The following is a 27,000-nucleotide window of genomic DNA, read 5'->3' on the forward strand; positions in this document are numbered from 1 at the left end:
GTTAAAGTGGACGGAACTGGCCGAGGTCAACCCTCACCCCAATCAGGAAGTACTTCAACTTCTGATCCTTCAACAAGCTCAGAGCAGGACAGCAAAGTCGCAGGTCAACACGATCACCGTGATATTACTCCCACCAATGGTGAAAATCTGGTAGCGAGAGCAACTGCCGTCGCTGGCAAAGACGAGCAGTTGTCCAAGCGCAGCGTCAGCAGGAAGAAATACTCTCCCGAAGAAATGGCTAAAATGGGCTATAAAGTCCAACAATCCCGAGAAGCCATTAAAATGTTTCTAAGGGAGAATGGCCTCGATCCAGAAAGTGCAGCAAAGCTTACTCTTGAGTGTACCCTTGATGAAGGCTATTCCACGGCCATACAAAATCTGTTCGTAGGGATGAAACAAGTACTGGATGAGCATTTTTCTAATGTGAACCAGATGTATCAGCTGCTCAAGTCCGATTACAGTGTTTATGGAAAACTGGAAACCGCCGCCAGAAGAGCAGCCAGGTCTCGACGGATCACTGAAGAAGAACAGGCCTTGCTGAAAGACTTCATCAGTCTGGGAAATCCAGACAAACGTCACGAGGACTACTGGGAAGAAAGATCACGGATACACCTCTACGCCAGTCTTTGTGGAATACGCTTTAACGGATCCCTTGATATGATTCCTAAACTGAATGCCATTCGAGAAAGCGAAGTCTTTCGTCACAGGGAAGCCTTTCGCCACAGGGTAGAAGACTTTTTGCCCCAGTCCATAGAATGCATGAAATCGTACCAGGAAGTGATTCAATATCAGCTGGGGCTTGGAAAATATTCAGAACTTGCAGAAAGCCTTGATATCCACGATAGAGCAAGCTTCGCGGCAGCCTTGCTGGCGGATATGGCCATGGAGACCTACCTGTCCACTGACGACCAGGATAAACTTCGCCAAATGCTGTCGACCCACTCCCACTGCTTCAGTCAGTGGCTGGCTGACTTCGACCCTGAGCAGCGACAATTTGTAGAATTGGGGAGCAATAGAATCAAGCATCTGATCAATGCCGCCATTCTGACAGACAACCCCAAACAAGCGGAGCGCCTCCTAAAGTTCTACCGGAAACAGTTAGAAGCAAACCATCCAGACTTTGTTCCAAATGATGCTTTCTTGCTCTGCAAGTCCTTAGTGACATCGCTAACCTATCTTTATGACCGCCCCGAACCCCTGATTGATCTTAAAACTCGCCTGGAAGGGGCTGGAGCTGTGGTGGCTGAGTTAGAAACCCTGATCAGAATCATTAACAAGGACAGGAAAGAAGAGCTGGAGGCGAAGTACCGGGCTGGACTGCTGGTCTTTTTTGGGCAGATCAACAACTACTACCAATCAGTCATAAAGTGTATTCATTTGCACGATGCAGAAATCGCTCAGATAGCTTCCGACCTGATTGCAGAGGAACAAGAGGAACAGAGGCAAATCAGAGAAAAAATAGAGGCCAGAGCCAAAAAACGTCGGGAAAAAGAAGCACAGAGACAGGAAGCTCAATGGCAGGAAAAGCAAGCCGCACAAGCCGCAGCGGCAGTCGCAGAGAAGCAGCCGGAACCCCCTGAGCCAAAACCCTATGATCTGGAAAGTACGCTGAACGAAGCTGCCCGGGCGTTTGTCCAAAAAGAGCCTATTGGTGTTCTGAACAATATCCTCAAACAAGTGATTCATCATTCCCAGGTCAGCGGCTTTGACAAGGCTCAGGCTCACTACAGTTATGCCGACATGGTGACCTCCAGACTTCGGCGTCAACTGGAGTCTGTTCACAAAATGATTGAGCCCGTCTATGCCTACAGTGAAGCTCTGGAAAATCAGGGCCCGCCTGAGCTGGAGAAAGACATCAAATTCAGGGAAGCATTGAAGCAGTTCAAGCTTAATATGCAGCAAATCAGTATCAGCACCTTGATCATGAGTAAGGCCGTCAAAGAAGCGCAGGAGATTTTCTTTAGCCTTGATGAAGATCAACCAGAGTTTGTCGATGCGCTGGTGGACCTGCACAACGACATGGAGTACCTGATTGCCCAGGGCAAAGCCGTCATTCAATGCTGCCGGGACATTCCGGATATTTATGCCCGACGGGGTCAAATGATTCAACATTACAAGCTATCTAACAAAAGTGGCCCACAGCAACACCGCGAGTCAGGACGTGACTCAAATCGACACCGCGAGTTAGCCGATCGCATCAAGGATCTGGAAGAACTTGGCAAAAACCTCGATACCAGTATAGGAATGCTGGAAAAAACCCTTACCGATGAACACGCAGCTCAAGTCCGGCAAACACTTTCAATCGCAAAAACCAACACTCCGGCGCCGGAAGACAAAACCAGCCCTCCCGCCATTGAAGACAAGCAGCAGACCCTGACCCCTGATGATCCAGCCCCTGCACCTGAACCCAGTACTGACTCTGCACAGGGTTCCCAGCCTGAGCCATCAACCTCATCCATGGCCACCTCTGTGGTAGCGACCGCTGCACCTTCCCAAGGGGCTGTACTCCCCCTGAAACCGCCTATTCCCGATAACATGATGATCGCTCTGGGCGCTTCGATCATAGAGAACAAGCTCATATCCCCCATGAAACTCTATGATTCAGAAAGCGTTCAGGAAAAAAATCTGACCACTGGCAAATCCAGGAAAGGCAAAAAAGGGAAGCAGCAGAGGCGTAGAGGAAAAGACCCAGTGGTACCTCAACCTCAAGCCACCGCGATCACAGAAGAAAATGCCGACCCCGCTGAACTGGGCCTGAAACTCCAGACAAAGCTCTCTGACTATCTTGAAGTGCTCAATGACACAGGAAAAACACCTGATGGTAAAGCTATGCCTGAGGGGCTGGATTTAAAAGCAATGCTGGTAAGAGTACAGCAGGGTACTTTTCTGGAGGATGCCAAGTCTTTGGCCTTTGACTTTACCTTTCTGTCAGATGCTCTGAACATTCCTATTCAGGTTAACCTGTTAGCAAGAAACAGGCTCTACTTCCGGCCAGGCCTGGTTAAGCCCGAGGAAATCGACCTCTGGAGAAACCCGGAACCCCACCTGCACCTGGAAAACCCCTCTCATAACGAAAAACACCAATGGTTTGCCTCTTCAGAGCATTATTTCCAATGCAGCTTTGAGGAAGATGGCAAGTTGTTTTCGAAGCAACCGGTAAAACAAGCCAAACCCAAAAAGGCAGACGATAAGTCAAAGAAAGGACTATGAACCACTCATTAAACCTTTTTGCAACTTTCGTTTTAGCAGCAGGAGTCCCCCCGAAAAGGGATGCTATAACTTTAGGAACAGAAGTCTGAAATACAGCAAGGATGCCGTCTATGTCGAAACAACCCCTTCAAACCCCTGACAGTCAAGAGCTGGCCACCATCACCGAATACCTGCTCACTGGCGGAACGCTGGCGCAAGCCAACCAGATGAGCGAGAAAGCCCTTGAGTCCATTTATTCCCACGGCTACCACCAGTACCAGAATGGTCACTTTGAAGAAGCCGCCAAAATCTTCCAATATCTCTGCTTTTATGATCACTGGAATGCTCGCAACTTTCTGTGCCTGGGTTCCTGTCAGATGATGCTGAAAACTTACGGTCAGGCCATTAAAACCCTCGAATACGCAGCGCGAATGGACATCAGTAATCCACTGGCCAAAGTCTATATAGGCGATTGCTACCTGGCACTGAAAGAAAGAGGCATTGCTGAAGTGGTGTATAAAAGCGCCTTGAAAGACGCCAGAAAACATCAGTTTACTCATCTGGAGCTGAACAGAGTCGAGAACCTGCTCCAGAGCTTTGAGGACGAAAAGGGAGGACAGTCCTGATGGTCGATTCAGTTAATCGCAATAACGCGGTCGCAGTCCCAACACAGACAGAAGCTCTAAAAGAGATCGAGAAGACTAACCCGGTCTCCCAGGGCTATGAAAGTAAGAACTCGGTGTCCGTCAGAAGCGAGGAAGGTCAGGTTGATCTGCCCCCCGGTGCTTCAGAGGCTCCTTCCATTCCAGAACCCGACTCAGCAATAACGGGCGAAGTAGGTGACCTTGAAAAGCAGGTAACCCAACAGACCGTAGCTAAACTGCGAGGCGAGATTGGCGGGATGTTTGGAGAGAGCCCCAGCTCAATTACCAATACCAGCCCAGAGTTAGTAACTGCTGCGGTCGGTGAAACAGTTCTGAATCTCGATAACAAAATGTCAACGATGGTGGCAGCCTCTCCTCAGGTCCTGCAAAGCATTGACCAATCTATAGATCAACTTAAAACAGAACATACCGAGGGTACACTGACCGCGGACAAGCTTGAGGAAATACTGGCCCAGATCAATGCCAGCCTGGAAGACAGCTCGGTTAAATACGCTGAAAACAAGATTGAGATGGCTTCCCTGGATGCTCAACAGCGTCATGATAGTAATATCGAGCGTATTCGAGAGCACATTGAAGACACTAACAGCGCCGCTGGCGAGGCCACGGCCAAGCCTGAAAATATTTTCCTGAAAGCCCTGTCTTTCCTGTTCCCGCCGGTCATGCTCTGGGAAACGGCACTGATGATTGACCGGGAGGTCAACCCTGGCAAAGACAACTCCCACCTGAGTATCTTTTCCAAAAGTGAAATTAACTTGATGCAGCAGGGAATCGAGAAGGCCGATGCGAGCTTTATCAAATATGCAAGCCCCTATATGCCAGCCTCCATGGTGGAAGTCGGCAGCTCTGAACAAGCCGATAACCAGCCATCAAAAACGGGTAATACCGATATTAGCAATGAATTCCTTGATGAACCTGGCTCTATAGTGAGCGATGCTACTGAAGGCCTTCAGATTGCCAGCGAAGGTCTTGATCACTTTGAGAGAAGAAAGGCCCTGCTCCAGGCGCTCCAGCAACAGGCCGAATCAGAAGAAGCCAAGAAAAAGCTTGAAGCAGCCATCAATGCCTTGGAAGGCGGAGACCCTGCTCTGGCAGAGGAACTCCTGGGGTCTCAGGGGCTGGACAGCAGTCTCGGTGACAGCATGAGTGCGACAACCGTTGATAAAAAGTTGACAGAGACAAAGGATATCAAGGGCTTTATCGGTGATATCTCCGGTGTACCCAATGAAGTGCTCTCTTCTATGAAGGATGCCGCTGGTGAACTGAACCTGATCCAGCGCTTTACTTCCGTGTAAGTATCTGACCACCCTGCCTTTGTCATGGATCAATAATATTCATACCGGGGCAGGGATGGTTTATCACCACATCACGCAGGTGGTTGACAAGAAAACTGCCGTTAATCCTGCAAAGAGTCTGCTATAAGTACTATTTCACTTTCCTGGGCAGCATACCAAACTTAATGAAAACACTTGGCAAATTACCGATACTTTTGTACTTATCGTTTATGTGCTCTTTCGCCTATTCAGGCGTACCGGAAAAAGAACAATTTAACTTTTTGAGTCAGTACAACAATAATGCATCGCTGGTGGAAAGCAGTCTCAAACTGACTGGCAGTGTCACCGGTCTGGCCATTTCTACCTTGTTAAATTATGGGCTCTGGTACACCGTCTGCGAATCAACCCATTGGTTTCCTGCCCTTGCGGGTCGCTTTGGCCTGTCCAGCACTGAAGAATTTAAAGTACACCAGTACGAATCATCCTTCTCTAAGTGTAATGAGCTGGCAGCCGCCATCACCCTTACCGAGATTGCTGTGGTCGAACACGTATCACCCTGGCCCGTTAAAAACGGCTGGTGGCAGCCTCTGCGATTTACATTATTAGGAGGGACTGTTTTTGTCAGCCTGGGAACGATCAACGAACACAACCGTCATCTTGTACCTTTAATAGCCCTGACTCTTTTTTCTGGTGAGGTTGTGTCAAGAACCGTAGCCGGAACCATTGCCACCCAAGCCTTACGGTATCAGGATAAACTTACCATCCAGCCTTCAGAGTATGCTTACGGTGAAAGTATCTCATTGTCATTATTGACTGGCGCAATAGTCGGATCAATCATTTATGACATAATAAAGTCCGGAAGTTCTTCACATTTAGAAGCCGCCTATGGTTATGTACTGCCAGCTTCATTGACAGGGATAATTTCGGCAATAATCTCCGTATCCGCACTTGATCGAGAAGATAACGATATCGTTCAGGCCATGGTCATAGCCGGATTCGGAGCCCCTATGGCCGGTTTTGGGATCAAAGCCCTGGCCGCAATGACCATTTTGGTCGGAGCCGTACCCGGAGTCTTGCCCGGAGCCGGATGCAACTTTGGTGTTGTTGCCGGACTCCTGGCTGGCATCGGCGCCGGAGTCGGAGCCGGAGCAGCAGTCATGGGTTATCAGATGTATCTCATCTCAATACTGGACATGCCACCCGGCTGGCAACTGGACAGAAGGCGTTTATTAAGAAAGCTGGCTGTTTTACTGACTCCTGCATTGGCTCTGGCTATGATCAATGGCGTTTCAAACTATTTGGTTTATGGCGTCTCGCTTGAAGAATGTCTCACTGAGACAGCCTGGAATCAGTGGCAGAAATTTTATGCTCCTTTGGATTATTTGCACACGCTGTTCAACTGACGTAGGGATGCTTTATCACCACATCACTTCGGTTTTATCGTAACCCATGAAAAACCCCGTACTTTTAATGCGGGGATGTAAACGGGGAAGTCGTCAGGCTTCCTTGTATCAACAATATCAATGTAGCCATTGGCTTTCTGTAGTATAAATATATTGAGAAAAAAGGAAATCGCGTGAAAAAAAATCGTGTCATTCAAATCAACATAGGCAAGCCAACAGACGGTCAGACGCAAGTCCGTCTGGAAGCGGCTCGCCTGTGGAATGACATAGTTCGTTTGCACCGATATATCCGTAAACGCCACTGGAAGTGGCCTACCGAGTCTAAAATGAAGGCTCACGTCAAAGGCAAGTATGCCCTGCATTCGCAGACTATACAGAAGCTCGTCGAGAAGTTGTACGACTCTATAGATTCAACTCAAACCAAAAGGGAACAGGGAGATAAGAAAGCCCGTTACCCTTGGAAGTGCAAGAAGAAATTCCAGACGGTGACTTGGAAGCAGTCAGCCATTCGCCGCAAGGGGAATAGGCTGAATCTGTCCAATGGTCGTGGAGTGAAAGGCTTGTCCATCAAAATCCCACTGGATCAATTGCCGCAAGGCAAGATCACAGGAATTGAGCTTGGATACCGCACTCTCTACATTTCCATTCAAGACGTAGTTGAGAAACCAGAATCAGCCGGAGACAACACCGTTGCGGCTGATTTGGGTATCATTCATACCGCTGTCATGACGGACGGCATCAAATCAACTGCTGTTGTTGGTCGTGGCTTGCGTTCATTGACACAAGGCAAGAGCAAGAAAATAGCTGGCTACAGTCGTCTAATAGATAAATGCGAGCAGGGTTCCCGTCGAAGACGGAAACTCAAGGCAGAAAAGGCCAGATATCTGGCACGATACCACAGGCAAGTTCACAACTTGCTACATCATACCGCAAACAAGATGATCGACTTTGCCGTTGAACGGCAAGCCGGAACATTGGTTGTTGGGGATGTGACAGAAATAGCACGTAACAAGCGTAAGCAGAAAAAGGGATCAAGACGCAGCAACCAGGAGAATAGCGGGAACCCGCTAGGTCGATTGGTTGAGTACCTGACCTACAAAGGCAAGCTGAGAGGGGTTGATGTGGTTAAGATCAACGAATCCTACACCACTCAAACGTGCCCTAAGTGCGGTCACAGGCATAAGCCAAGTGGGCGCAACTATAAGTGTCAGGGTTGCGGTTATGTTGCAGCGAGAGACGAAGTCGGAGCCTGCAACATCCTGAACAAATACATCCACAATGGACGTATGGTTCCTGATTCGATTCTGCCTACGGGAAGCGTGAAGTATCTACGACCGACCTTGCTACGCAAGTCGCCCGTAGTAGTGGCTTTGAATGAGCCTACTTTGTTTGGTATTACCCTTGATTCAGTTTTGGCGTCTGAGGACGCCGGTTCGGTTGAACCGTCAAAACAGAGTCTTGTGGCTTAACCAAGAAGAATCCCCTTCCTTCAGGAAGGGGAGCATTCAAACAGCGGATGCCGAGCCGGGCAAACGGCCCGATCGCTCAGTGATTGTTTACAGTCAGCGTTGTAAAGAAGCCTACCGCGATGTACCCGTTGTGATTGGCGGCATTGAGGCCAGCCTGCGCCGGATTGCCCAGTATGATTACTGGAGTAATGAAGTACGCCGTTCCGTGCTGATGGATTCCACGGCAGATATCCTGCTCTATGGCAATGCTGAGCGAGCCATGGCCGATGTCGCAGACAAACTGGCTGCGGGCGTTAACATCAAAGAGCTGGATAATATTCGCGGTACCGTTGTCGTTAAACCTGCCAAACCCGAAGGCTGGACCGAAATCGACTCTACCCGTATCGACTGGCCAAGAGATCTGGAATCTCTGGAAGACGCTTATGGCACCAGTCCTTATGACTACGTGCAGGAAGAAGCGTGTGAATCCAAAAAAGAGCAGGAGCCGGATATTCAGCCTGTCCGTATTGTTCCACTCCCGCTGCACCGCAAAACCGACTTTGATGCCAGCAAAAGCTGTATTCGTTTGCCGTCGTTTGAAAAAGTGCGTAAAGATCCGGCACTTTACGCCCATGCTTCCCGCGTGCTGCACCAGGAATCCAACCCCCATAATGCCCGGGTGCTGGTGCAGAAACATGGCAGCCGGGAAATCTGGGTAAACCCGCCGCCTGTTCCCCTGGAAACGCCGGAGATTGACGGTGTCTTCGCCCTGCCTTATCAGCGCAGGCCACACCCTTCCTACGGTGATGCCAACATTCCTGCCTACGACATGATTAAAACATCCGTGAATATCATGCGGGGCTGTTTTGGTGGTTGCACGTTTTGCTCCATCACTGAACACGAAGGCCGGGTCATCCAGAGTCGTTCCCAGGAATCTGTTCTACAGGAACTGGAAGAGATCAGGGACAAAGTGCCAGGCTTTACCGGTCAGATTTCTGACCTGGGTGGCCCCACTGCCAACATGTATCACCTGAACTGCAAGAGTGCAGAGATTCAGGCCAGCTGTCGTCGTCTTTCCTGTGTATTCCCCGGTATCTGCAAGAACCTGGAAACATCACACAAACAAACGACAGAGCTTTACCGAAAAGCCCGTGCCATTCCCGGCATCAAGAAAATCGCCATTGCTTCCGGTCTCCGTTATGACCTGGCCGTAGAAGATCCGGAATACGTCCGTGAGCTGGTCACGCACCACGTCGGCGGGTATCTGAAGATTGCGCCGGAGCACACCGAGAAAGGTACTCTGGATCTGATGATGAAACCCGGCATGGGCACTTACGACGCATTCAAGAAAATGTTCGACAAGTTCTCCAAAGAGGCCGGGAAAAAGCAGTACCTTATTCCTTATTTCATTGCCGCTCACCCCGGCTGTGAAGACGAAGATATGATGAACCTGTCGCTCTGGCTCAAGCGTCACAAGTTCCGTGTCGACCAGGTACAAACCTTCTATCCGTCGCCCATGTCGCTGGCGACGGCGATGTACTATTCAGGTCGTAACCCGCTCAAGAAGCTTAATTACAAGGGTGGGAAACTTTATATTCCTAAAGAGCTGGAACAACGTCGTCTGCAGAAAGCCTTTCTGCGTTATCACGACGCCAGAAACTGGGATGTTCTCCGTAACGCCCTGAGAAAAATGAACCGCTCTGAGCTGATTGGTGACGGAGCCAACCAGCTGGTACCGGCAGAAGAGAAAAGTAAAGACAACCGTCGTCCACACAACAAAAAGCCTGCCGGAACATTCCAGAAAGCTCGTGGCGGTCAGTGGGATAACCGGGCTCCCCGCACTCGTCGAAAGCCTTTAGCCCATAAAAAGCCTTTAGCTCATAAAAAGCCTTTAGCCCAAAAAAAGCGCCGATAACCCGTGAAGAAGGAAAATGTAATGAATACACAGATTGATCAGGAAACTCAGGACAAACTCGATGCAGCTACTTTTCGCCGCCTGTTAAAGCACCTTGATGACCATAAAGAAGTGCAGAATATTGACCTGATGATTCTGGCAAACTTCTGCCGGAACTGCCTGGGCAAGTGGTACAAAAAAGCTGCTGACGATCTCGGCGTTGAAGTGTCCGACCATGAAGCCAGAGAACGTATCTATGGCATGCCCTACTCCCAATGGAAAAAAAACCACCAGCAGCCTGCTACTCCCGAACAGCTGGCCGCTTTTGAGGCCAAAGAAAAAAAGTAGGGCTATTTTGAGCGGTAGGGCTATCTTGAGGGGTAGAACTATTATTTGAAGCCAGGCGGGAGAAAGCCTCATGAAAATAATCAGTCAGAGGGGGTATGAACACATCAAAACGGTTCTTATATTACTGGCACTGTTTATACAGCCTGCTTTATCAGATACCGTTTTATGTGAACTAACCACCCTTGATCAAGTAAAGGAGAAACTCTATACCCTTCGATATGTTCAGAAAGACACAGGCATACATGCATGGAGTCTTTCACGCCCCGACGGCGGCTACTATTGCAAACCGTCGCACGTTTCTCTCATACCAGGCGGTTACGTTTATATATGTTTCGAAAATGACTGCCGCTATTATGAAGTCGTCTCACATAATTGTCCGTCCGAAGGTTCGAATTGCCCTCTTACACCCCCATCATTTAACAGCCAGTTAAAAGATGGGGCGAGTATAGTCAGGCAATCGGCATTGTGAACTCAAAAATAGTGCCGCCTTCAGGGTGACGGTTGAACGTCAGTCGCCCACCGTGAGACTGAACAATCGAGTGGCATACGGTCAGACCAATCCCCATACCATCGGACTTGGTGGTGTAGAAAGGCGTGAACAGTTTTTCTTCGGCATCGTCCGCCAGTCCATACCCCCGGTCAATCACCGATACCTTAACAAACTGATCATCCACCTGCTCTGCCTTAACCCAGACCCCGATGTCCCGGGTATCCTGGTCCCTCATGGCTTCCATACCGTTGCGAATCAGGTTTAAGGCCACCTGCTGAATCTGTACCGGATCCACTTTCACCTCTGGCAGGTCCTGAGCGACCTCGGTGTGAATCTCCATACTGTTATTTCGAGCATCCACTTCAGCCAGCTTGACGGTATCGCTGATCAGCTTGATCGGATCGACACAACCCAGGACATGATCAGGCTTCTTAACAAATGAGCGAATCCGGGCAATGATCTCACCTGCACGACGGGCCTGGATATTAATCTTGTCCATGGCTTCATAAAGTGATTTATAAACATCGTCGTCTTTATCTTCCAGTCGGGCCATCATCCGCTTGGCGACCTGGGCATAGTTGGAAATGGCGGTGAGAGGCTGGTTCACTTCGTGAGCAAAGCCTGCGGCCATCTCACCCATAATACTCAGGCGGGAAACATGGGTCAGTTTTTCCTTCTGGGTTTCCAGTTCGTTCAGTGCCTTCTGCAAGGCTGCCTGCCCACGTTTTTTACTGCTGATATCGGTAAAGACCACCACCGCACCATTAGGCTGTCCTTCTTCCATAATCGGGGTGCATGAATAACTGACCGGGAAGGATGAGCCCTCCTTGTGCCAGAACAAAGCATCGTCCACCCGTTTGCTGATCCCTTTGTTCAATGCTTCCTGAATGGGAGCCAGATACTGACTGCGCGCTTCATCGCCCGCTTCATCCAGCATCAGTTCAATCAGGCTACGATGGGTGAGGGTGTCCATAGGCCAGCCCGTCATAATAGAAGCTGCGGCATTGGCAAAGGTAATATGCCCCCAGCTGTCGAGCCCGAAGATACCTTCGTTCATACTCTCCAGAATACGGGCCTTGTCAGCCTCAAGCTGACGATTGCGAGCAGAAAGCGCCTGTTCCAGCCGATGTATTTTGAGCTGGGTTTCGACCCGGGCAATGACTTCTTCGGCCTGAAAAGGCTTGGAGATAAAATCAACGGCACCGGTTTCCAGACCACGAACCTTGTCTTTGGTGTCATCCAGGGCTGACAGAAAAACCACAGTAATGTTGCTGGTGGCCGGATCTTCTTTCAGTTGACGGCACACTTCATAGCCGTCCATGCCCGGCATCATGATATCCAGTAAAAGCAGTGCTGGCCTGGCCTTGCGAGCAACCCTCAGGGCATTTTCACCGTTTTTTGCAATCAGAAGCTTGTAGCCTCGTCCACTGAGCGTTTGCAGCAGCACCTGTAAGTTGGTGGGACTGTCATCCACCAGAAGAATGCGTTCTACCTCATCAACCGTTTCCGGAAGAGTGTCTGCCACGTACATAGTGTCCGCCAATTCGTTAGTTACCGCTGGGAAAAGAATAGTCGAAAAAGTGGCTCATTCTGCCAGAATTCCCCCTGCAAGGCATGGAGTCTTTAGCAAATTTCGCAACGTGTCAAACGCCCCCTGTTCATGGTTAAATAACCTGTTAATCATTAAACTCGTGATGTTGGAAACCAAGCATGAAAGTACTGGTCATCGGTCAAACCAGCCAGGTCGGCTACGAAGTCTGTAGAATCCTCAGCGATAAGGGTATTTCCTGGCACGCCCCGGACAGAGCGGAACTGGATTTGTCCAGACCCAATCAGATTCGGGCTTGTCTCGACCGCCATCAACCAGACCTGGTCATCAATGCGGCGGCTTACAACAACCCGGTCAAAGCTGAAAATGAGCCTTCCCGATGTTTCAGTATCAATCGGGACGCGGTTGCAGAACTGGCCGACTGCTGCCAGCGCCAGGGTATTATTCTGTTCCAGCTTTCAAGCTACAGAGTGTTTGACGGTACCAAGCAGGAGCCTTACAACGAAAAAGACCCCACCAACCCGACCGGTGTTCTTGGCAACAGCAGACTTCAGGCGGAACAGCAAATCCGAGAACGCTGTGAGCGACATATTATACTGCGACTGTCGTGGATTATCAGTGCGCGTCGTCCCAATATTCTCAGAAGACTGGCAGAACGGATGTTGGCTAACAAGGAGGTGTATGTCACTCCGGACCAGTTGGGTTGCCCGACACCGGCTGACGATGCCGCCCGGATCATTGTCGCCATGGTTCAACAACTCGACTGTGGCGCACAGGTGTGGGGCACTTACCACTACGCCACCACAGAATCGGTTTCTGAAAGCAACTTCGCTGAAGTTCTTATTGCTGAAGCTTCCCAGCATCGCGATCTGAACGTCCGAAAGCTGATCATGGCAAATATTGAATCTCGGGAAGGCATCAAACCCCCCGCCAATGGCACTCTTTCGTCCAATAAGGTTCTGAACACTTTTGGCGTTCATGCCCGTCCCTGGAGAAGTGCCGTGGCCCGTATTATTCGTGAAGTATGCGACCAGAAATCTTCTCCGCCGTAAAGGCTTGCTCTGCAAGCCGAGCTTGCTTATGTCAAAGGTAACGATCCGATATATCGGTTAAGAGGTCGTGTCGTCCAATTTGTGCAAAAACTTCCAGTAATTCATTGAAGGTAATCTTAAATTTCATTTTTTGCCATTTTTCCATCATCGCCCTTGCCTTAGCATTATCATCGCCAGCCTTATCAATCTCTTTTATATGTTCTTCCCTAAGAACACCGGTGTGTTTGGCAAATTTTCGCCAATCGTTTCCTAGTTTAGAAGCAACATTCAGGAGTTCCTCTTGTGCTACGGCAGAGTCCAATTCTGTTTTTCTTTTTCTTTTGAGAATTCCGTCAGTATTGATGCCCAGTTTAGAACAAACACCCAGCATTTCCTCTACATCAGGGCTCAAAGTTCCAGGCTCTGGAATGCTTATTTGCAATTCCTGACACAGTGGGGGCATGTATGGAGCGGGTTGATAGGGCTGCATGTATGCAGCGGGTTGCACAGGCTCGGACAAGGGTCCATAGGGCTCGGGCCCATAGGACAGAGGTTCAGAGGACGCGTATGGAAAGGCTTGCTCAGGTTCAAAGGACACGTATGCTTCGGCTTGCACAGGTTCAGGATCCGATAGTTCATGATACAGTTGATCTGATGGCTCACCGAATAGCTCCTTAGGAACCATGCCAAAGATCAAAAACATACTATGTATAAATTTGTCTTTTTCTTCTGCTCCCTTATTTTCCAGAAACTTAACAAGCTGTTCACCGGTTTTTAAGGTGAAGGTTCTTAAAAGCTCAAATTGATCACTGGATACATCTTTCGCAAAACGAACATTCTCATTGAACATATCACTTAAACGCTTTCCGTGCATGGATCTTATAAGAACAAAAGCAATCAACATAATTTCAACATCATCATAATCTATAAATTGATTGGCACTAATATTTAAGCCCAGATCATGAAATGTTTGTTGACCAGGGCCTTTAGTTATATAAGGTCTGTTATGTTCAGTAATAAAAGAATATTCACCATGAGCTCCAAACTTAATAATTTTTGTTAAATCCCCATTCTTATTGTACGGATGCGGTATACCAAAACCGTACCTATCATAAACATCTCTGGCAAATTTATTGAGCATTTGTATTGTTAAAAATTTTGATGGAAATATTTCACTTCCTAGTGACTTCCGCACTTCTTCAAATATCTGACAAATATAATTCATTAACTTTACTTTCTGTTGGTGATCTAATCCTGAATAAAAAACGTGACCCAGGTCATCAGAAACCAAAAGTTCATTACTCGTTAACTGGTTCAGAAATTCGTTTCTGAATTTTTTCAAACCGGTTTCGCTCTCAAACTCATCCCTTTGAATAGCCAGTGTTTTAACAATTCTTGTTACCTCAACGTAATCTTCAATTCCCTGAGATTTTGCCAATTCAGCCACTTCTGAAATAAGGTGGTGAAGAGAGATACTGCCGTTTAAAAATTTAAACCATTTCGGATAAAATTCACTTAACGCATGTTTATCTGATATAAAACTTTGAGTTAACAGATTATAAAGTGCCGGGAAATTATAGTAGCTATTAATGCGGAAATAATCTCCTCCCTGCCTTTCATTTGAATCCAGAGTTTTGAACCATTCAAATACACCGATTGGTGAAGCATCAGCCTCTTGTATACCAAGCTCGTCTTTCGTGTCTTGTAGTATTTCGGAAACCAGTTTTTCAGTCGATTCCCGCTCAAGTAAACGGGATTCACGATCGAGACATTCTCCGCATTTATTGTGGGCGACTACCGTTTTTATCTTACAAACCTGACAGAACCCACTGTTTGCTGATCCACCTGACCCATCATCTCCGCCACTTTCTCTACCACTCTCCCTGCCACTACCGCTGCCTTGATTTTGACGACCAGACCCTCCTTGAAACTGAGTAGGCGAAGCCTTATTAAGATCGCCTTTTTGACTTCCAGCCTGACCAGTTCCGGTTCCTCCAGGATGACCGATCCCGGTCGGGACCTGGCCCGGAAAGACGGACACGCTGCGTAATGGTTTGGGACTTAAAATAAACTCTTGCTGGGCATAATGACCGTAGTCTTCGGTTTGTAGCGGTTGTGGCGGGTTGCTGTTCAGGTAATGATCAAATACCGCTTCCGGGTTATCGGGATTTCTGGACAATGCCAGAAAAAACCCCGAATTCCTTTCCAGATTTGCAGCGCTTATCTTATTCCAAAGTTCCTGCGAAATAATGACGGTCTGCTCATTCCAACCCTGCTTGATGGTGAGCACAATCCGGGTATCCCAAATCTGTTTTTTTACGGTCTGGCCGTCAGGGCCAGGCAGCAGGATCACGCTGCTGAACAGCTCACTCATCCATTCAAAGAAGTATAAAGGCCTCATTCCACTGCCCGGCCTTTTCTTGAGTAAATCGTCTAAATCATCGTTACTGCCAAAACTGCCACCACCGGAGCTTATGAATGGTTCGCCGTTATCCGCAGTACCCGAGGCTCCGGGTATTGCAAAAGGCCCGCTGAAACGGCTGCTGTCGCCAGAATGATCAGACCCATTGTTTACAGCCTGTTTTTCCCAACCCGCCCAGCTCACCAGGCTGCTATAAGCAGCACAGTGACCAGCAAGCGGCAAAGTCACAAACGAGATGAATAAAAAAAACAGCTGACCGATAGTCAGGAGCCTTGTTGCTTTCATACCTGAACTTGCCTAAAAGTTTTATCGACAAGAAATAAAAGTAGACATTATATTTGAAAATGTTTTATTTATTTCTGGTATTCGAAACGGTCGCACCCGCACAACCAGCCTGCCAAAGACTTGTTACTCTTGTGCCACGGCAGAGTCCAAAGTTACAGACTGTGATGTGCTTGTTTCTGATTGCTGGTGCTGAGGATGTGCGACCGCGTGTGTATCGGCTTGCGTTAACGGAGCAGGTTCGGGGTCTGATAGTTCATCAGATAGCTCATCAGATAGCTCCTCAGGAACCATACCAAAAATCATAAACATACTATGTATAAATTTGTCTTTTTCTTCTGTTCCCTTCTCCTTCAGAAACTCAACAAGTACTTTACCGGCTGTTAAGGTGAATTTTTTAAAAAGCTCAAGTTGCGTACCGGGTATATCTTTCGCTAAACGAACATTCTCGGGGAACATATCACTTAAACGCTGTCCAAGCATTGATCTTATAAGAACAAAAGCGGTAAGTATGGCTTCAACATCAGAATCATCTAAATTTTCATGGACAGTAATAGCTAATGCCTGCATATGAAGTGGTTGACTAATTATTCCCAGTAAATAAGGTTTGTTATATGGAGTAATAAAAGAATAATCACCACAACTCCCACAACCCCACATAAAGATCTCTCCTAACTCCTTATGATTAACGTCCGGATCCGGCATACCAAAACCATACTTAGCATAAACATCTCTGGCAAATTGATTTAACACTGCTATTACTATAAATCTCGATGGCATTATTTCACTTTGTAGCGACCAACTCACTTTTGCAAACACTTGATAAATATAATTAATTAACGCTACTTTCTGTTGGCGACCTAACCCTGAATAAAAAACTTGCCCTGGGTTATCAGAAGCCAAAAAATCATTACTCATTAACTGGTTCAACAATTCGTTTCCGAATTCTTTCAAACCCGTTTCGTTCTCAAACTTATCCCTATAAACAGCAAGTATTTTAACAATTCTTGTTACCTCAACATAATCTTCAATTCCCTGAGATTTTGCCAATTCACCAACGTCTGAAATAAGGTGGTAAAGAGAGATACTGCCGTTTAAAAATTTAACCCATTTCGGATAAAACTCACTTAGCGTATTTTGATTTGACGAAAAACTTTGAGTTAAAAGGTTATAAAGCGCCGGGAAATGATAGTGATCATTAATATGAAAACATTGTTCTCTCTGACTTTCATTAGAATCCAGAGTTTTGAACCATTCAAATACGTGGATTGCTGAAGCATCAGCCTCTTGTGTGCCTGACTCAGGTACTTCTTCCCTGTCTTGCCCTATTGCATAAGGCTGTTCTTCGATCGGTTCCTGCTCAACAGCATGGGCTCCTGATACTGACATTTCCTCATCTTGCCCTATTGCAGAAGACACTTCTTCAGTCGATTCCTGGTCAAGTTCACTGGATTCACGATCCAGGCATTCTTTGCATTTGTTATAAGCGAGTACAGTTTTACCACAAATCCAGCACGACCCGCTGTTTGCTGATCCACCTGACCCATCATCTCCGCCGCTTTCTCTGCCACTCTCTCTGCCACTACCACTGCCCTGACTTTGACGACCATGGCCGCTTTGAAACTGAGTATTGGCAGGTGAGGTGAGGTCGGCTTGCCCTCCAGCCTGACTGGTTTTGCTTTTTCCAGAATGACCAATCCCGGTGGGGACCTGACCTGGAAAAACGGACACGCTGCTGAACAGCTCACTCATCCATTCAAAGGAGTATAAAGGCCTCATCCCGCTGCCCGGCCTTTTCCTGAATAAATCGTCTAAATCGTCGCCAGTGCCAAAAACGCCACCACCAGAGCTTGTGAATGGTTCGCCCTTATCCGCGGTACCCGAGGCTCCGGGTATTGCAAAAGGCCCGCTGAAACGGCTGCTGTCGTCAGAATAATCAGACCCATTGTTTACAGCCTGTTTTTCCCAACCCGCCCAGCTCACCAGGCTGGTATAAACACCACAGTGACCAGCAAGCGGCAAAGTGACAGACGAGATGAATAAAAAAAACAGCTGACCCATAGTCAGGAACCTTGTTGCTTTCATATCTGAACTTGCCTAAAAGTTTTATCGACAAGAGATAAAAGTAGACATTATATTTGAAAATGTTTTATTTATTTCTGGTATTCGAAACGGTCGCACCCGCACAACCGGCCTGTCAAAGACTTGTTACTCTTGTGCCATGGCAGAGTCCAAAGTTACAGACTGTGATGTGCTTGTTTCTGATTGCTGGTACTGGGAATGTGCGACCGCGTGTGTATCGGCTTGCGTTAACGGAGCAGGTTCGGGGTCTGATAGTTCATCAGATAGCTCCTCAGGAACCATACCAAAAATCATAAACATACTATGTATAAACTTGTCTTTTTCTTCTGCTCCCCTATCCTTCAGAAACTTAACAAGCTGTTCACTGGCTTTTAAGGTGAAGGTTTTTAAAAGCTCAAGTTGCTGACTGGGTACATGTTGCGCAAAACGAACATGTTCAGGGAACATATCACTTAAACGTTGTCCGAGCATTGATCTTATAAGAACACAAGCAACAAGCATAGCTTCAACATCTCTAAAATATAAATATTCATTAACAGTAACTTTTAATGCCAGAATATGAAGTGGTTGATTAATAACTCCACGTAAATAACGTATGTTACTTAGAGTAACAAAAGAATATTCACCAGTGTCCCACACAGGGACTTCTATTGAATTGCCATAACTACTATCGATATCCGGCATAGCAAAACCATACTTACCATAAACAGTTCTAGCAAATTGATTTAACATTCTTATTGTTATCAATCTCGATGGGAATTGTTCATATTCTAGCGGCAGACTCGCATCTTTAAATATCTCAAAAATATATTTAATTAACAATGATCTCCGTGAGTAACCTATTTCTGAATAAACAATTTGACTCGGGTCATCAGAAGCCAAAAAATTATTATTCATTAACTGGTTCAGCAATTCGTTGCTAAATTGCTCTAAAGCGGCTTCGTTCTCAAACTCATAAAGAGCAAGTGCTTTAACAATTCTTGCTACCTCGACATAATCTTCAATCCCTTGAGATTTTGCCAATTCACCCACTTCTGAAATAAGGTGGTAAAGAGACAGGCTACCGTTTAAAAATTTAACCCATTTCGGATAAAACTCACTTAGCGTATTTTTATCTGAGATAAAACTTTTAGTTAAAAGTCTATAAAGTGCTGAGAGTTTATAGTAATCATTTCTGTGAAAACAATCTTCTCTCAACCTTTCATCTGAGTCCAAAGTTTTGAACCATTCAAATAGATGGATTGCTGAAGTGTCAGCTTCCCTGTCTTGCCCCATTGCAGAAGGGCGTTCTTCAGTCGATTCCTGCTCAAGTACACCGGATTCACGATCCAGACATTCTTTGCATTTATTATTAAAGACGAGTGCCGTTTTTTTCTTACAAATCTGGCATGGCCCACTGTTTGATGACCCACCTGCCCCATCATCTTCGTCACTATCACTGCCACCACCGCTGTCTTGATTTTGACGACCATTTTGACGACCATGGCTTCCTTGAAACTGAGTAGGCGGGGCGCTATCAAGATCGCCTCCCTGACTTCCAGCCTGACCCGTTCCTCCAGAATGGCCAATCCCGGTAGGAACCTGACCCGGAATAATGATGAACTGCTCATTCCAACCCTGCATGATTTTGAGCACAATCCGGGTATCCCAAAAAGGCCTCATCCCACTGCCCGGTCTTCTCTTGAATAAATCGCCTAAATCGTCGCCACTGCTAAAACCGCCACCAGCAAAGCTTGTGAATGTTTCACTGTTATTCGCAGTACCCGAGGCTCCGGGCATCGCAAAAGGCCCACTGAAACGACTGCTGTCATCAGAATGATCAGACCCATTTTTTACAGCCTGTTTTTCCCAACCCGCCCAGCTCATCAGGCTGGTATAAACAGCACAGTGGCCGGCAAGCGGTAAAGTGACAGGCAAGGTAAATAAAAAAAACAGGCGAACCATAGTCAGAAGCCTTGCTGTTTTCATCTTCTGGTACCCTAGACCGCAGGGGCAAGCTGTAACCACACTCATCGATTACTAAGGATGTTCGACCGGGTGTGCAGTGGCTTGCGTTAACGGAGCAGGTTCGGGGTCTGATAGTTCATCAGATAGCTCCTCAGGAACCATACCAAAAATCATAAACATACTATGTATAAATTTGTCTTTTTCTTCTGTTCCCTTCTCCTTCAGAAACTCAACCAGTACTTTACCGGCTGTTAAGGTGAATTTTTTTAAAAGCTCAAGTTGCGTACCGGGTATATCTTTCGCAAAACGAACATTCTCGGGGAACATATCACTCAAACGTTGTCCAAGCATTGATCTTATAAGAACAAAAGCAGTAAGTATGGCTTCAACATCACGAAAATATACATTTTGATCGATAGTAATATATAATGCCAGAGTATGAAGTGCTTGACTAATCATTCCCTGTAAATCAGGTTTGTTATTTGGAGTAATAAAAGAATAATTACCACAACTCCCACAGCCCCACATAAAGATCTCTGCTAACTCCTTATGATTAACGTCCGGATCCGGCATACCAAAACCATACTTAGCATAAATATCTCTGGCAAATTTATTTAACATTGATATTACTATAAATTCCGATGGCATTATTTCACTTTGTAGCGACCGACTCACTATTTCAAACACTTGATAAATATAATTAATTAACGCTACTTTCTGTTGGCGACCTTACCCTGAATAAAAAACTTGCCCTGGGTTATCAGAAGCCAAAAAATCATTACTCATTAACTGGTTCAACAATTCGTTGCCGAATTCTTTCAAACCCGTTTCGTTCTCAAACTTATCCCTATAAACAGCAAGTATTTTAACAATTCTTGTTACCTCAACATAATCTTCAATCCCCTGAGATTTTGCCAATTCACCAACGTCTGAAATAAGGTGATAAAGAGAGATACTGCCGTTTAAAAATTTAACCCATTTCGGATAAAACTCACTTAGCGCATTTTGATTTGACGAAAAACTTTGAGTTAAAAGGTTATAAAGTGCCGGGAAATGATAGTGATCATTAACATGAAAACATTGTTCTCTCTGACTTTCATTTGAATCCAGAGTTTTGAACCATTCAAATACGTGGATTGCTGAAGCATCAGCCTCTTGTGTGCCTGACTCAGGTATTCCTTCCCTATCTTGCCCTATTGCATAAGGCTGTTCTTCGATCGGTTCCTGCTCAACAGCATGGGCTCCTGATACTGACATTTCCTCATCTTGCCCTATCGCAGAAGGCACTTCTTCAGTCGATTCCTGCTCAAGTTCACTGGATTCACGATCCAGGCATTCTTTGCATTTGTTATAAGCAAGTACAGGTTTCATCTTACAAATCTGGCATGACCCACTGTTTGCTGATCCACCTGACCCATCATCTCCGCCGCTTTCTCTGCTACTCTCTCTGCTACTCTCTCTGCTACTCTCTCTGCTACTCTCTCTGCCACTACCACTGCCCTGACTTTGACGACCATGGCCGCTTTGAAACTGAGTATTGGCAGGTGAGGTAAGGTCGGCTTGCCCTCCAGCCTGACTGGTTTTGCTTTTTCCAGAATGACCAATCCCGGTGGGGACCTGGCCCGGAAAAACGGACACGCTGCTGAACAGCTCACTCATCCATTCAAAGGAGTATAAAGGCCTCATCCCACTGCCCGGCCTTTTCCTGAATAAATCGTCTAAATCGTCGCCAGTGCCAAAAGCGCCACCACCAGAGCTTGTGAATGGTTCGCCCTTATCCGCGGTACCCGAGGCTCCGGGTATTGCAAAAGGCTCACTGAAACGACTGCTGTCGTCAGAATGATCAGATCCATTTTTTACAGCCTGTATCCAGCTCACCAGGCTGGTATAAGCAGCACAATGACCAGCAAGCGGCAAAGTGATAGACAGGATAAATAAAAAAAACAGCTGACCCATAGTCAGGAGCCTTGTTGCTTTCATACCTGGACTTGCCTAAAAGTTTTATCGACAAGAAATAAAAGTAGACTTTATATTTGAAAATGTTTTATTTATTTCAGGTATTCGAAACGGTCGCACCCGCACAACCGTCCTGTCAAACATTTGTTACTCTTGTGCCATGGCAGAGTCCAAAGTTACAGATTGTGATGTGCTTGTTTCTGATTGCTGGTACTGGGAATGTGCGACCGCGTGTGTATCGGCTTGCGTTAACGGAGCAGGTTTGGGATCCGACAGTTCATCAGATAGCTCCTCAGGAACCATACCAAAAATCATAAACATACTATGTATAAACTTGTTTTTTTCTTCTGCTCCCCTATCCTTCAAAAACTTAACAAGCTGTTTACGGGCTTCTAAGGTGAAGGTTTTTAAAATCTCAAATTGCCCACTGGGTACATATTGCGCAAAACGAACATTCTCAGGGAACATACCACTTAAACGTTGTCCGAGCATTGATCTTATAAGCGCACAAGCAACAAACATGGCTTCAACATCCCAAGAACATAAATATTCATCATCAGCAACGATTGATCCCAGAACATGAAGTGATTCGTCACCTTCATCACTTTCATCACCTTCATCAATTAAATAATGTGCACTACTTGGAGTAATAAAAGAATATTCACCAACGCCCCACGCAGAGATTTCTGTTGAACTGAGAGTACTTCTAGATATATTGGGCATACCAAAACCATACTTATTATAAACAGCTCCGGCAAAATGATTTAACATGCTTATTGTTATTAATCTGGATGGAACCAATTCACTTTCTAGCCGCCAGCCTATTCTTATAAACACCTGATAAATATAATCAATTAACATTGCTCTCTGTTGGCGACCTATTTCTGAATAAACAATTTGTTCCGGGTCATCAGAAGCTAAAAAATTATTACTTATTAACTGGTTCGGCAATTCGTTGCTAAATTGATCCAAACCGGCTTGGTTCTCAAATTCATAAAGAGCAAGTGTTTTAACAATTCTTGTCACCTCCACATAGTCTTCAATCCCTTGAGATTTTGCCAATTCACCTACTTCTGAAATAAGACGGTAAAGAGACGAGCTACCCTTTAAAAATTTAATCCATTTCGGATAAAATTTACTTAGCGCATTTTTATCTGAGATAAAACTTTGAGTTAAAAGTCTATAAAGTGCTGAGAACTTATAGTAATCATTTCTTTGAAAACAACCTTCTCTCAGCCTTTCATTTGATTCCAAAGTTTTGAACCATTCAAATAAACGGATTGCTGAAGTGTCAGCCTCTTGTGTGCCTGACACCGATACTTCTTCCCAGTCTTGCTCTGTTGCAGAAGGGCATTTTTCAGTCGATTCCTGCTCAAGTACACTGGATTCACGATCCAGACATTCTTTGCATTTATTATTAAAGACGAGTGCCGTTTTTTTCTTACAAATCTGGCATGACCCACTGTTTGATGACCCACCTGCCCCATCATCTCCGTTACTATCACTGCCAGCACCGCTGTCTTGATTTTGACGACCATTTTGACGACTATTTTGACGACCATAGCTTCCTTGAAACTGAGTAGGCGGGGCGCTATCAAGATCGCCTCCCTGACTTCCAGCCTGACCCGTTTCTCCAGAATGGCTAATCCCGGTGGGAACCTGACCCGGAATAATGATGAACTGCTCATTCCAACCCTGCATGATTTTGAGCACAATCCGGGTATCCCAAAAAGGCCTTATCCCACCGCCCGGCCTTTTCCTGAATAAATCGCCTAAATCATCGCCACTGCCAAAACCACCACCAGAGCTTGTGAATGTTTCGCCGTTATCCGCAGTACCCGAAGCTCCGGGTATTGCAAAAGGCCCACTGAAACGGCTGCTGTCGTCAGAATGATCAGACCCATTTTTTACAGCCTGTTGATTGCGGTAAAAAATATCGACAAATGATGTTTTTTTAGCAGCACAGTGACCAGCAAGCGGCAAAGTGACAGTCAGGATAAATAAAAAAAACAGGTGAACCATAGTCAGGAGCCTTATTGCTTTGATGCCTGGAAATCAATGACTTTGCTTTGCATCCTTAAAACTTCGTTTCCGGTGTCGCCTTTTGTGATTCGACTGGTTTTGAGCATTTTGCAAGGTCTCCTGATGCCCTGCGCAGGCTTGCTCTTCGCTGTGAAGGAGTTCCTTTAGTGTTAAGGCAGAGCTCGAAGTTACAGGCTCTGATGTACTTTTTTTTGATTGCTGATCCCGGAGACGGGCGACTTCGTGTGCAACAGCTTGCGCTATCGGCACAGGTTCGGGATCCAATAGTTCACGCGATAGCTCCGTAGGAACCATACCAAAGATCAAAAACATACTATGTATAAATCTGTCTTTTTCTTCTGCTCCCCTGGACTCCAGAAACCTGACAAGCTGCCCACGGGCTTTTAAGGCAAAGGTGCTTAACAGCTCAAGTTCCTCAATGGGTGCATATTCACAAAAATATTTACGCTCAGGAAACATTCCTAATAAGGTCGGTCCGAGCATTGACCTTATAATAACCAAAGCAGTAAACATAGCTTCAACATCTCTAAATTCTAAACTTTGATAGTTAGTAACAGCGACTGCCTGAACATGAAGTGGCCCACCAGTGAATCCAAGTAAAAACTTCTTGTTATAGGGAGTAATAAAAGAATATCCACCTGAATTCCCACAGCCCCACATCAAAATCTGCAACAAGCCATTATTACTCATTTCCGGATCCGGCATACCAAAACCATACTTAGCGTAAACATCTCTGGCAAATTCATTTAACATTGCTGTTGTTATAAATCTCGATGGGAATTTTTCAGCTTGCAGCGACAGGCTCGTTTCTTTAAATACCTGATAAATATAATTGATTAACTCTGCCTTCTCTTGGTGACCTAATCTTGAATAATAAATTTGATCGGGGTCATAAGGAGACGACAATTTTTTCATCCTCAAATGGTCCAGTAATACGTTTCTGAAGGGTGTCGATCTGGTTTCACTCTCAAACTCTTCCCTGTTTACAGCAAGTGTTTCAACAATTCTTGCCACCTCAACATAATCCTCAATTCCCTGAGATTTTGCCAATTCACCCACTTCTGAAATAAGCTGATAAAGGGACATACTGTAATTTAAAAACTTAACCCATTTTGAATAAAATTTACTTAGGGTATTTTTGTCTGACATAAAACTTTGAGTTAAAAGTTTATAAAGTGTTGGAAAATTATAGTCATGACTAATGTGAAAAGAACTCTCTCTTATATAGCTATTTGAATTTGAATTTAAAGTTTTGAACCATTCAAATAGACGGATTGCTGAAGTGTCAGCCTGTTTTGTGCCTGATTCAGATACCTCGCTGTCTTGCCCTATTGCAGGAGGCAGTTCTTCCGTCAGCTCCCGCTCAAGTACACTGGAGTCACGATCCAGACATGCTTTGCATCTGTTATAAGCGAGTAAAGGTTTACCACAAATCAGGCATGACCATCTGTTTGGTGATCCACCTGCCCCACCATCTCCCCCACTCTCTCTGCCACTCTTTCTTCCACCACTGCTGCCTTGACTTTGACGACCAGAGCCGCTTTGAAACCGAGTATTGGCAGCTGGGGCCTTATTAAGGTCGGCTTGACTTCCGGCCTGACGGGTTCTGCCTCCTCCAGGATGGCCGATCCCGGTAGGAACCTGGCCCGGAAAAACGGTAACACTGCGTAATTGTTTGGGACTTAAAATGAACTCTTGCTGTGCATAACGACCAGTGAGCACAATCCGGTTATCCCAAATCTGTTTTTTTACGGTCTGGCCGCCAGTACCGGGCAGCAGGATCACTCTGCTGAACTGCTCACTCATCCATTCAAAGGAGTATAAAGGTCTAATCCCACCGCCCGGCCTTCTCTTGAATAAATCACCCAAATCGTCACTACTGCCAAAACCGCCACCACCAGAGCTTATGAATGGTTCGCTGTTATCCGCAGTACCCGAGGCTCCGGGTATTGCAAAAGGCCCACTTAAACGGCTTTTGTCGTCAGAATGATCAAGCCCATTTTTTACCGCCTGTTGATTGCGATAAAAAATATCAACAAATGATGTCTTTTTGTTGGCTGACGTATGACTCGACGGTAAAGCCGCGCTTTCTGAAAAAAAACCGCTGCATTCCGGTTCTATAACCCATCCATTATCATTGTCTTCAATGGCCAAAACCAACGATTGGTGACCTGCCGGTAAACGCCACCTGGCCGAGTACTCGTGTTGCCAGCGATCACTGTCGGGTGCCGATGCAATCCGTCTGATATCCCCATTTTGTATATCCGGCATAGCCTGACCCGTTACAGGCTTTTTAAATACCGGGGGAGAGGGGAAATTCCCTGTCGACGATGCAGGGGGCGTCCGGAAACAAAAATTAAATTGATTGCCCGGCTGGCTATCGAGGATGACATAAAACTGGTTGTTCTCCAGTTCAGAAATTGTTTTACCGTTGTCACCAACCGCCTTGCGATCATAGGTAAGAAGAAGGGGCGGATTGCTCCCTATAAACGACAGTTTACTGATCTCCCCCGGTGCCTGAATGGCTTTGGAGGAACTCCCCCAACCCGCCCAGCTCACCAGGCTGGTATAAGCAGCGCAGTGACCCGTAAGCGGAAAAGTGACAAGCAAGGTAAATAAAAAAAACAGGCGATCCATAGTTAGAAACCTTGCTGTTTTCATAGTCGAATTTGCCTAAAGGTTTTATTGGTAAGACGTAACAATAGACCGTAAATTTGGCTCTTTTGAATTTTTCGCCCAGACACAGGCTTACCGGGTCTCCTATGAAGTACTCGGGATACAGCTACGGATATTCAGATCAGCGCTTTCGTGGCCATGACCGTTTGGGCGATGCTTTGCGTGAAATTTGTTAAATGATTTCACCCGCATCAAAAATTGTCAGTATGGTGGTTGGTTAGAAATTAAAGGTGGAAATCGATAAAACAACTTCAAAATTAAGGTCTATTGTTATGCCTCATCGGTAAAATTTTTTGGAGAAATC

Annotated in this window: 18 protein-coding genes; 8 read left to right on the forward strand and 10 right to left on the reverse strand. The window is 46.1% G+C overall.

Going from position 1 to position 27,000, the window contains the following annotated elements; genetic code table 11:
- Window positions 1-6 precede the first annotated feature (6 nt).
- From K7B67_RS16950 to K7B67_RS16980, 7 genes are all read left to right on the forward strand, one after another.
- On the forward strand, window positions 7-3,210 hold the full coding sequence (locus tag K7B67_RS16950; protein ID WP_252177060.1) for a hypothetical protein: 3,204 nt from the start codon (window positions 7-9) through the stop codon (window positions 3,208-3,210).
- A gap of 110 nt (window positions 3,211-3,320) precedes the next feature.
- Window positions 3,321-3,815, forward strand: coding sequence for a SycD/LcrH family type III secretion system chaperone (locus K7B67_RS16955; RefSeq protein ID WP_252177061.1), 495 nt, complete (start codon window positions 3,321-3,323; stop codon window positions 3,813-3,815).
- Window positions 3,815-5,146, forward strand: coding sequence for a hypothetical protein (locus K7B67_RS16960; protein WP_252177062.1), 1,332 nt, complete (start codon window positions 3,815-3,817; stop codon window positions 5,144-5,146). The genes K7B67_RS16955 and K7B67_RS16960 overlap by 1 nt, the downstream gene beginning before the upstream one ends.
- Window positions 5,147-5,310: 164 nt before the next feature.
- Window positions 5,311-6,528 carry a hypothetical protein gene (locus K7B67_RS16965; RefSeq protein WP_252177063.1) on the forward strand — a complete coding sequence of 406 codons (1,218 nt, stop codon included), beginning with the start codon at window positions 5,311-5,313 and terminating at the stop codon, window positions 6,526-6,528.
- A gap of 173 nt (window positions 6,529-6,701) precedes the next feature.
- Window positions 6,702-7,997: a transposase gene (locus K7B67_RS16970; protein ID WP_252177064.1), complete on the forward strand. Its 1,296-nt coding sequence runs from the start codon at window positions 6,702-6,704 to the stop codon at window positions 7,995-7,997.
- Window positions 7,987-9,891 (forward strand): YgiQ family radical SAM protein, encoded by a 1,905-nt coding sequence (locus K7B67_RS16975; protein ID WP_346658277.1) that lies wholly within the window; start codon window positions 7,987-7,989, stop codon window positions 9,889-9,891. Before K7B67_RS16970 ends, K7B67_RS16975 begins: the two co-directional genes overlap by 11 nt.
- Window positions 9,892-9,912: 21 nt before the next feature.
- The gene (locus K7B67_RS16980) at window positions 9,913-10,218 is read left to right on the forward strand and encodes a DUF1244 domain-containing protein (protein ID WP_252177066.1); all 306 of its coding nucleotides are present in this window, start codon (window positions 9,913-9,915) and stop codon (window positions 10,216-10,218) included.
- Between the two features lie 449 nt (window positions 10,219-10,667).
- Here the strand turns inward: K7B67_RS16980 and K7B67_RS16985 are convergent, their stop codons facing one another.
- Window positions 10,668-12,251 carry a response regulator gene (locus K7B67_RS16985; protein WP_252177067.1) on the reverse strand — a complete coding sequence of 528 codons (1,584 nt, stop codon included), beginning with the start codon at window positions 12,249-12,251 and terminating at the stop codon, window positions 10,668-10,670.
- 167 nt (window positions 12,252-12,418) lie between these two features.
- Here K7B67_RS16985 and K7B67_RS16990 point away from each other — a divergent pair, with 167 nt between their 5' ends.
- Complete coding sequence (locus K7B67_RS16990; protein ID WP_252177068.1) at window positions 12,419-13,309, forward strand: sugar nucleotide-binding protein; 891 nt, start codon at window positions 12,419-12,421, stop codon at window positions 13,307-13,309.
- Between the two features lie 31 nt (window positions 13,310-13,340).
- On the opposite strand, the gene K7B67_RS16995 is transcribed toward K7B67_RS16990, so the two are convergent.
- From K7B67_RS16995 to K7B67_RS17030, 9 genes are all read right to left on the reverse strand, one after another.
- Window positions 13,341-15,995 carry a death domain-containing protein gene (locus tag K7B67_RS16995; protein ID WP_252177069.1) on the reverse strand — a complete coding sequence of 885 codons (2,655 nt, stop codon included), beginning with the start codon at window positions 15,993-15,995 and terminating at the stop codon, window positions 13,341-13,343.
- Between the two features lie 123 nt (window positions 15,996-16,118).
- Entirely contained in the window at window positions 16,119-18,077 is a 1,959-nt protein-coding gene (locus tag K7B67_RS17000; protein ID WP_252177070.1) for a hypothetical protein, read from the reverse strand.
- Window positions 18,078-18,200: 123 nt separating this feature from the next.
- Complete coding sequence (locus tag K7B67_RS17005) at window positions 18,201-20,042, reverse strand: hypothetical protein (RefSeq protein ID WP_252177071.1); 1,842 nt, start codon at window positions 20,040-20,042, stop codon at window positions 18,201-18,203.
- A 51-nt stretch (window positions 20,043-20,093) separates the two neighbouring features.
- Window positions 20,094-20,669, reverse strand: a complete 576-nt coding sequence (locus tag K7B67_RS17010) for a hypothetical protein (protein WP_252177072.1) — start codon at window positions 20,667-20,669, stop codon at window positions 20,094-20,096.
- Window positions 20,670-20,750: 81 nt separating this feature from the next.
- Complete coding sequence (locus tag K7B67_RS17015; protein ID WP_252177073.1) at window positions 20,751-21,392, reverse strand: hypothetical protein; 642 nt, start codon at window positions 21,390-21,392, stop codon at window positions 20,751-20,753.
- Complete coding sequence (locus tag K7B67_RS17020; RefSeq protein ID WP_252177074.1) at window positions 21,389-21,676, reverse strand: hypothetical protein; 288 nt, start codon at window positions 21,674-21,676, stop codon at window positions 21,389-21,391. The genes K7B67_RS17015 and K7B67_RS17020 overlap by 4 nt, the downstream gene beginning before the upstream one ends.
- 63 nt (window positions 21,677-21,739) lie before the next feature.
- The gene (locus K7B67_RS23900; RefSeq protein ID WP_256484526.1) at window positions 21,740-21,874 is read right to left on the reverse strand and encodes a hypothetical protein; all 135 of its coding nucleotides are present in this window, start codon (window positions 21,872-21,874) and stop codon (window positions 21,740-21,742) included.
- A 250-nt stretch (window positions 21,875-22,124) separates the two neighbouring features.
- Complete coding sequence (locus K7B67_RS17025; RefSeq protein ID WP_252177075.1) at window positions 22,125-23,999, reverse strand: hypothetical protein; 1,875 nt, start codon at window positions 23,997-23,999, stop codon at window positions 22,125-22,127.
- Between the two features lie 33 nt (window positions 24,000-24,032).
- Window positions 24,033-26,681 carry a hypothetical protein gene (locus K7B67_RS17030; protein ID WP_252177076.1) on the reverse strand — a complete coding sequence of 883 codons (2,649 nt, stop codon included), beginning with the start codon at window positions 26,679-26,681 and terminating at the stop codon, window positions 24,033-24,035.
- Between the last annotated feature and the right edge of the window lie 319 nt (window positions 26,682-27,000).

The sequence above is a fragment of the Endozoicomonas sp. 4G genome, assembly GCF_023822025.1.
In the GTDB taxonomy this organism is placed as follows: domain Bacteria; phylum Pseudomonadota; class Gammaproteobacteria; order Pseudomonadales; family Endozoicomonadaceae; genus Endozoicomonas_A.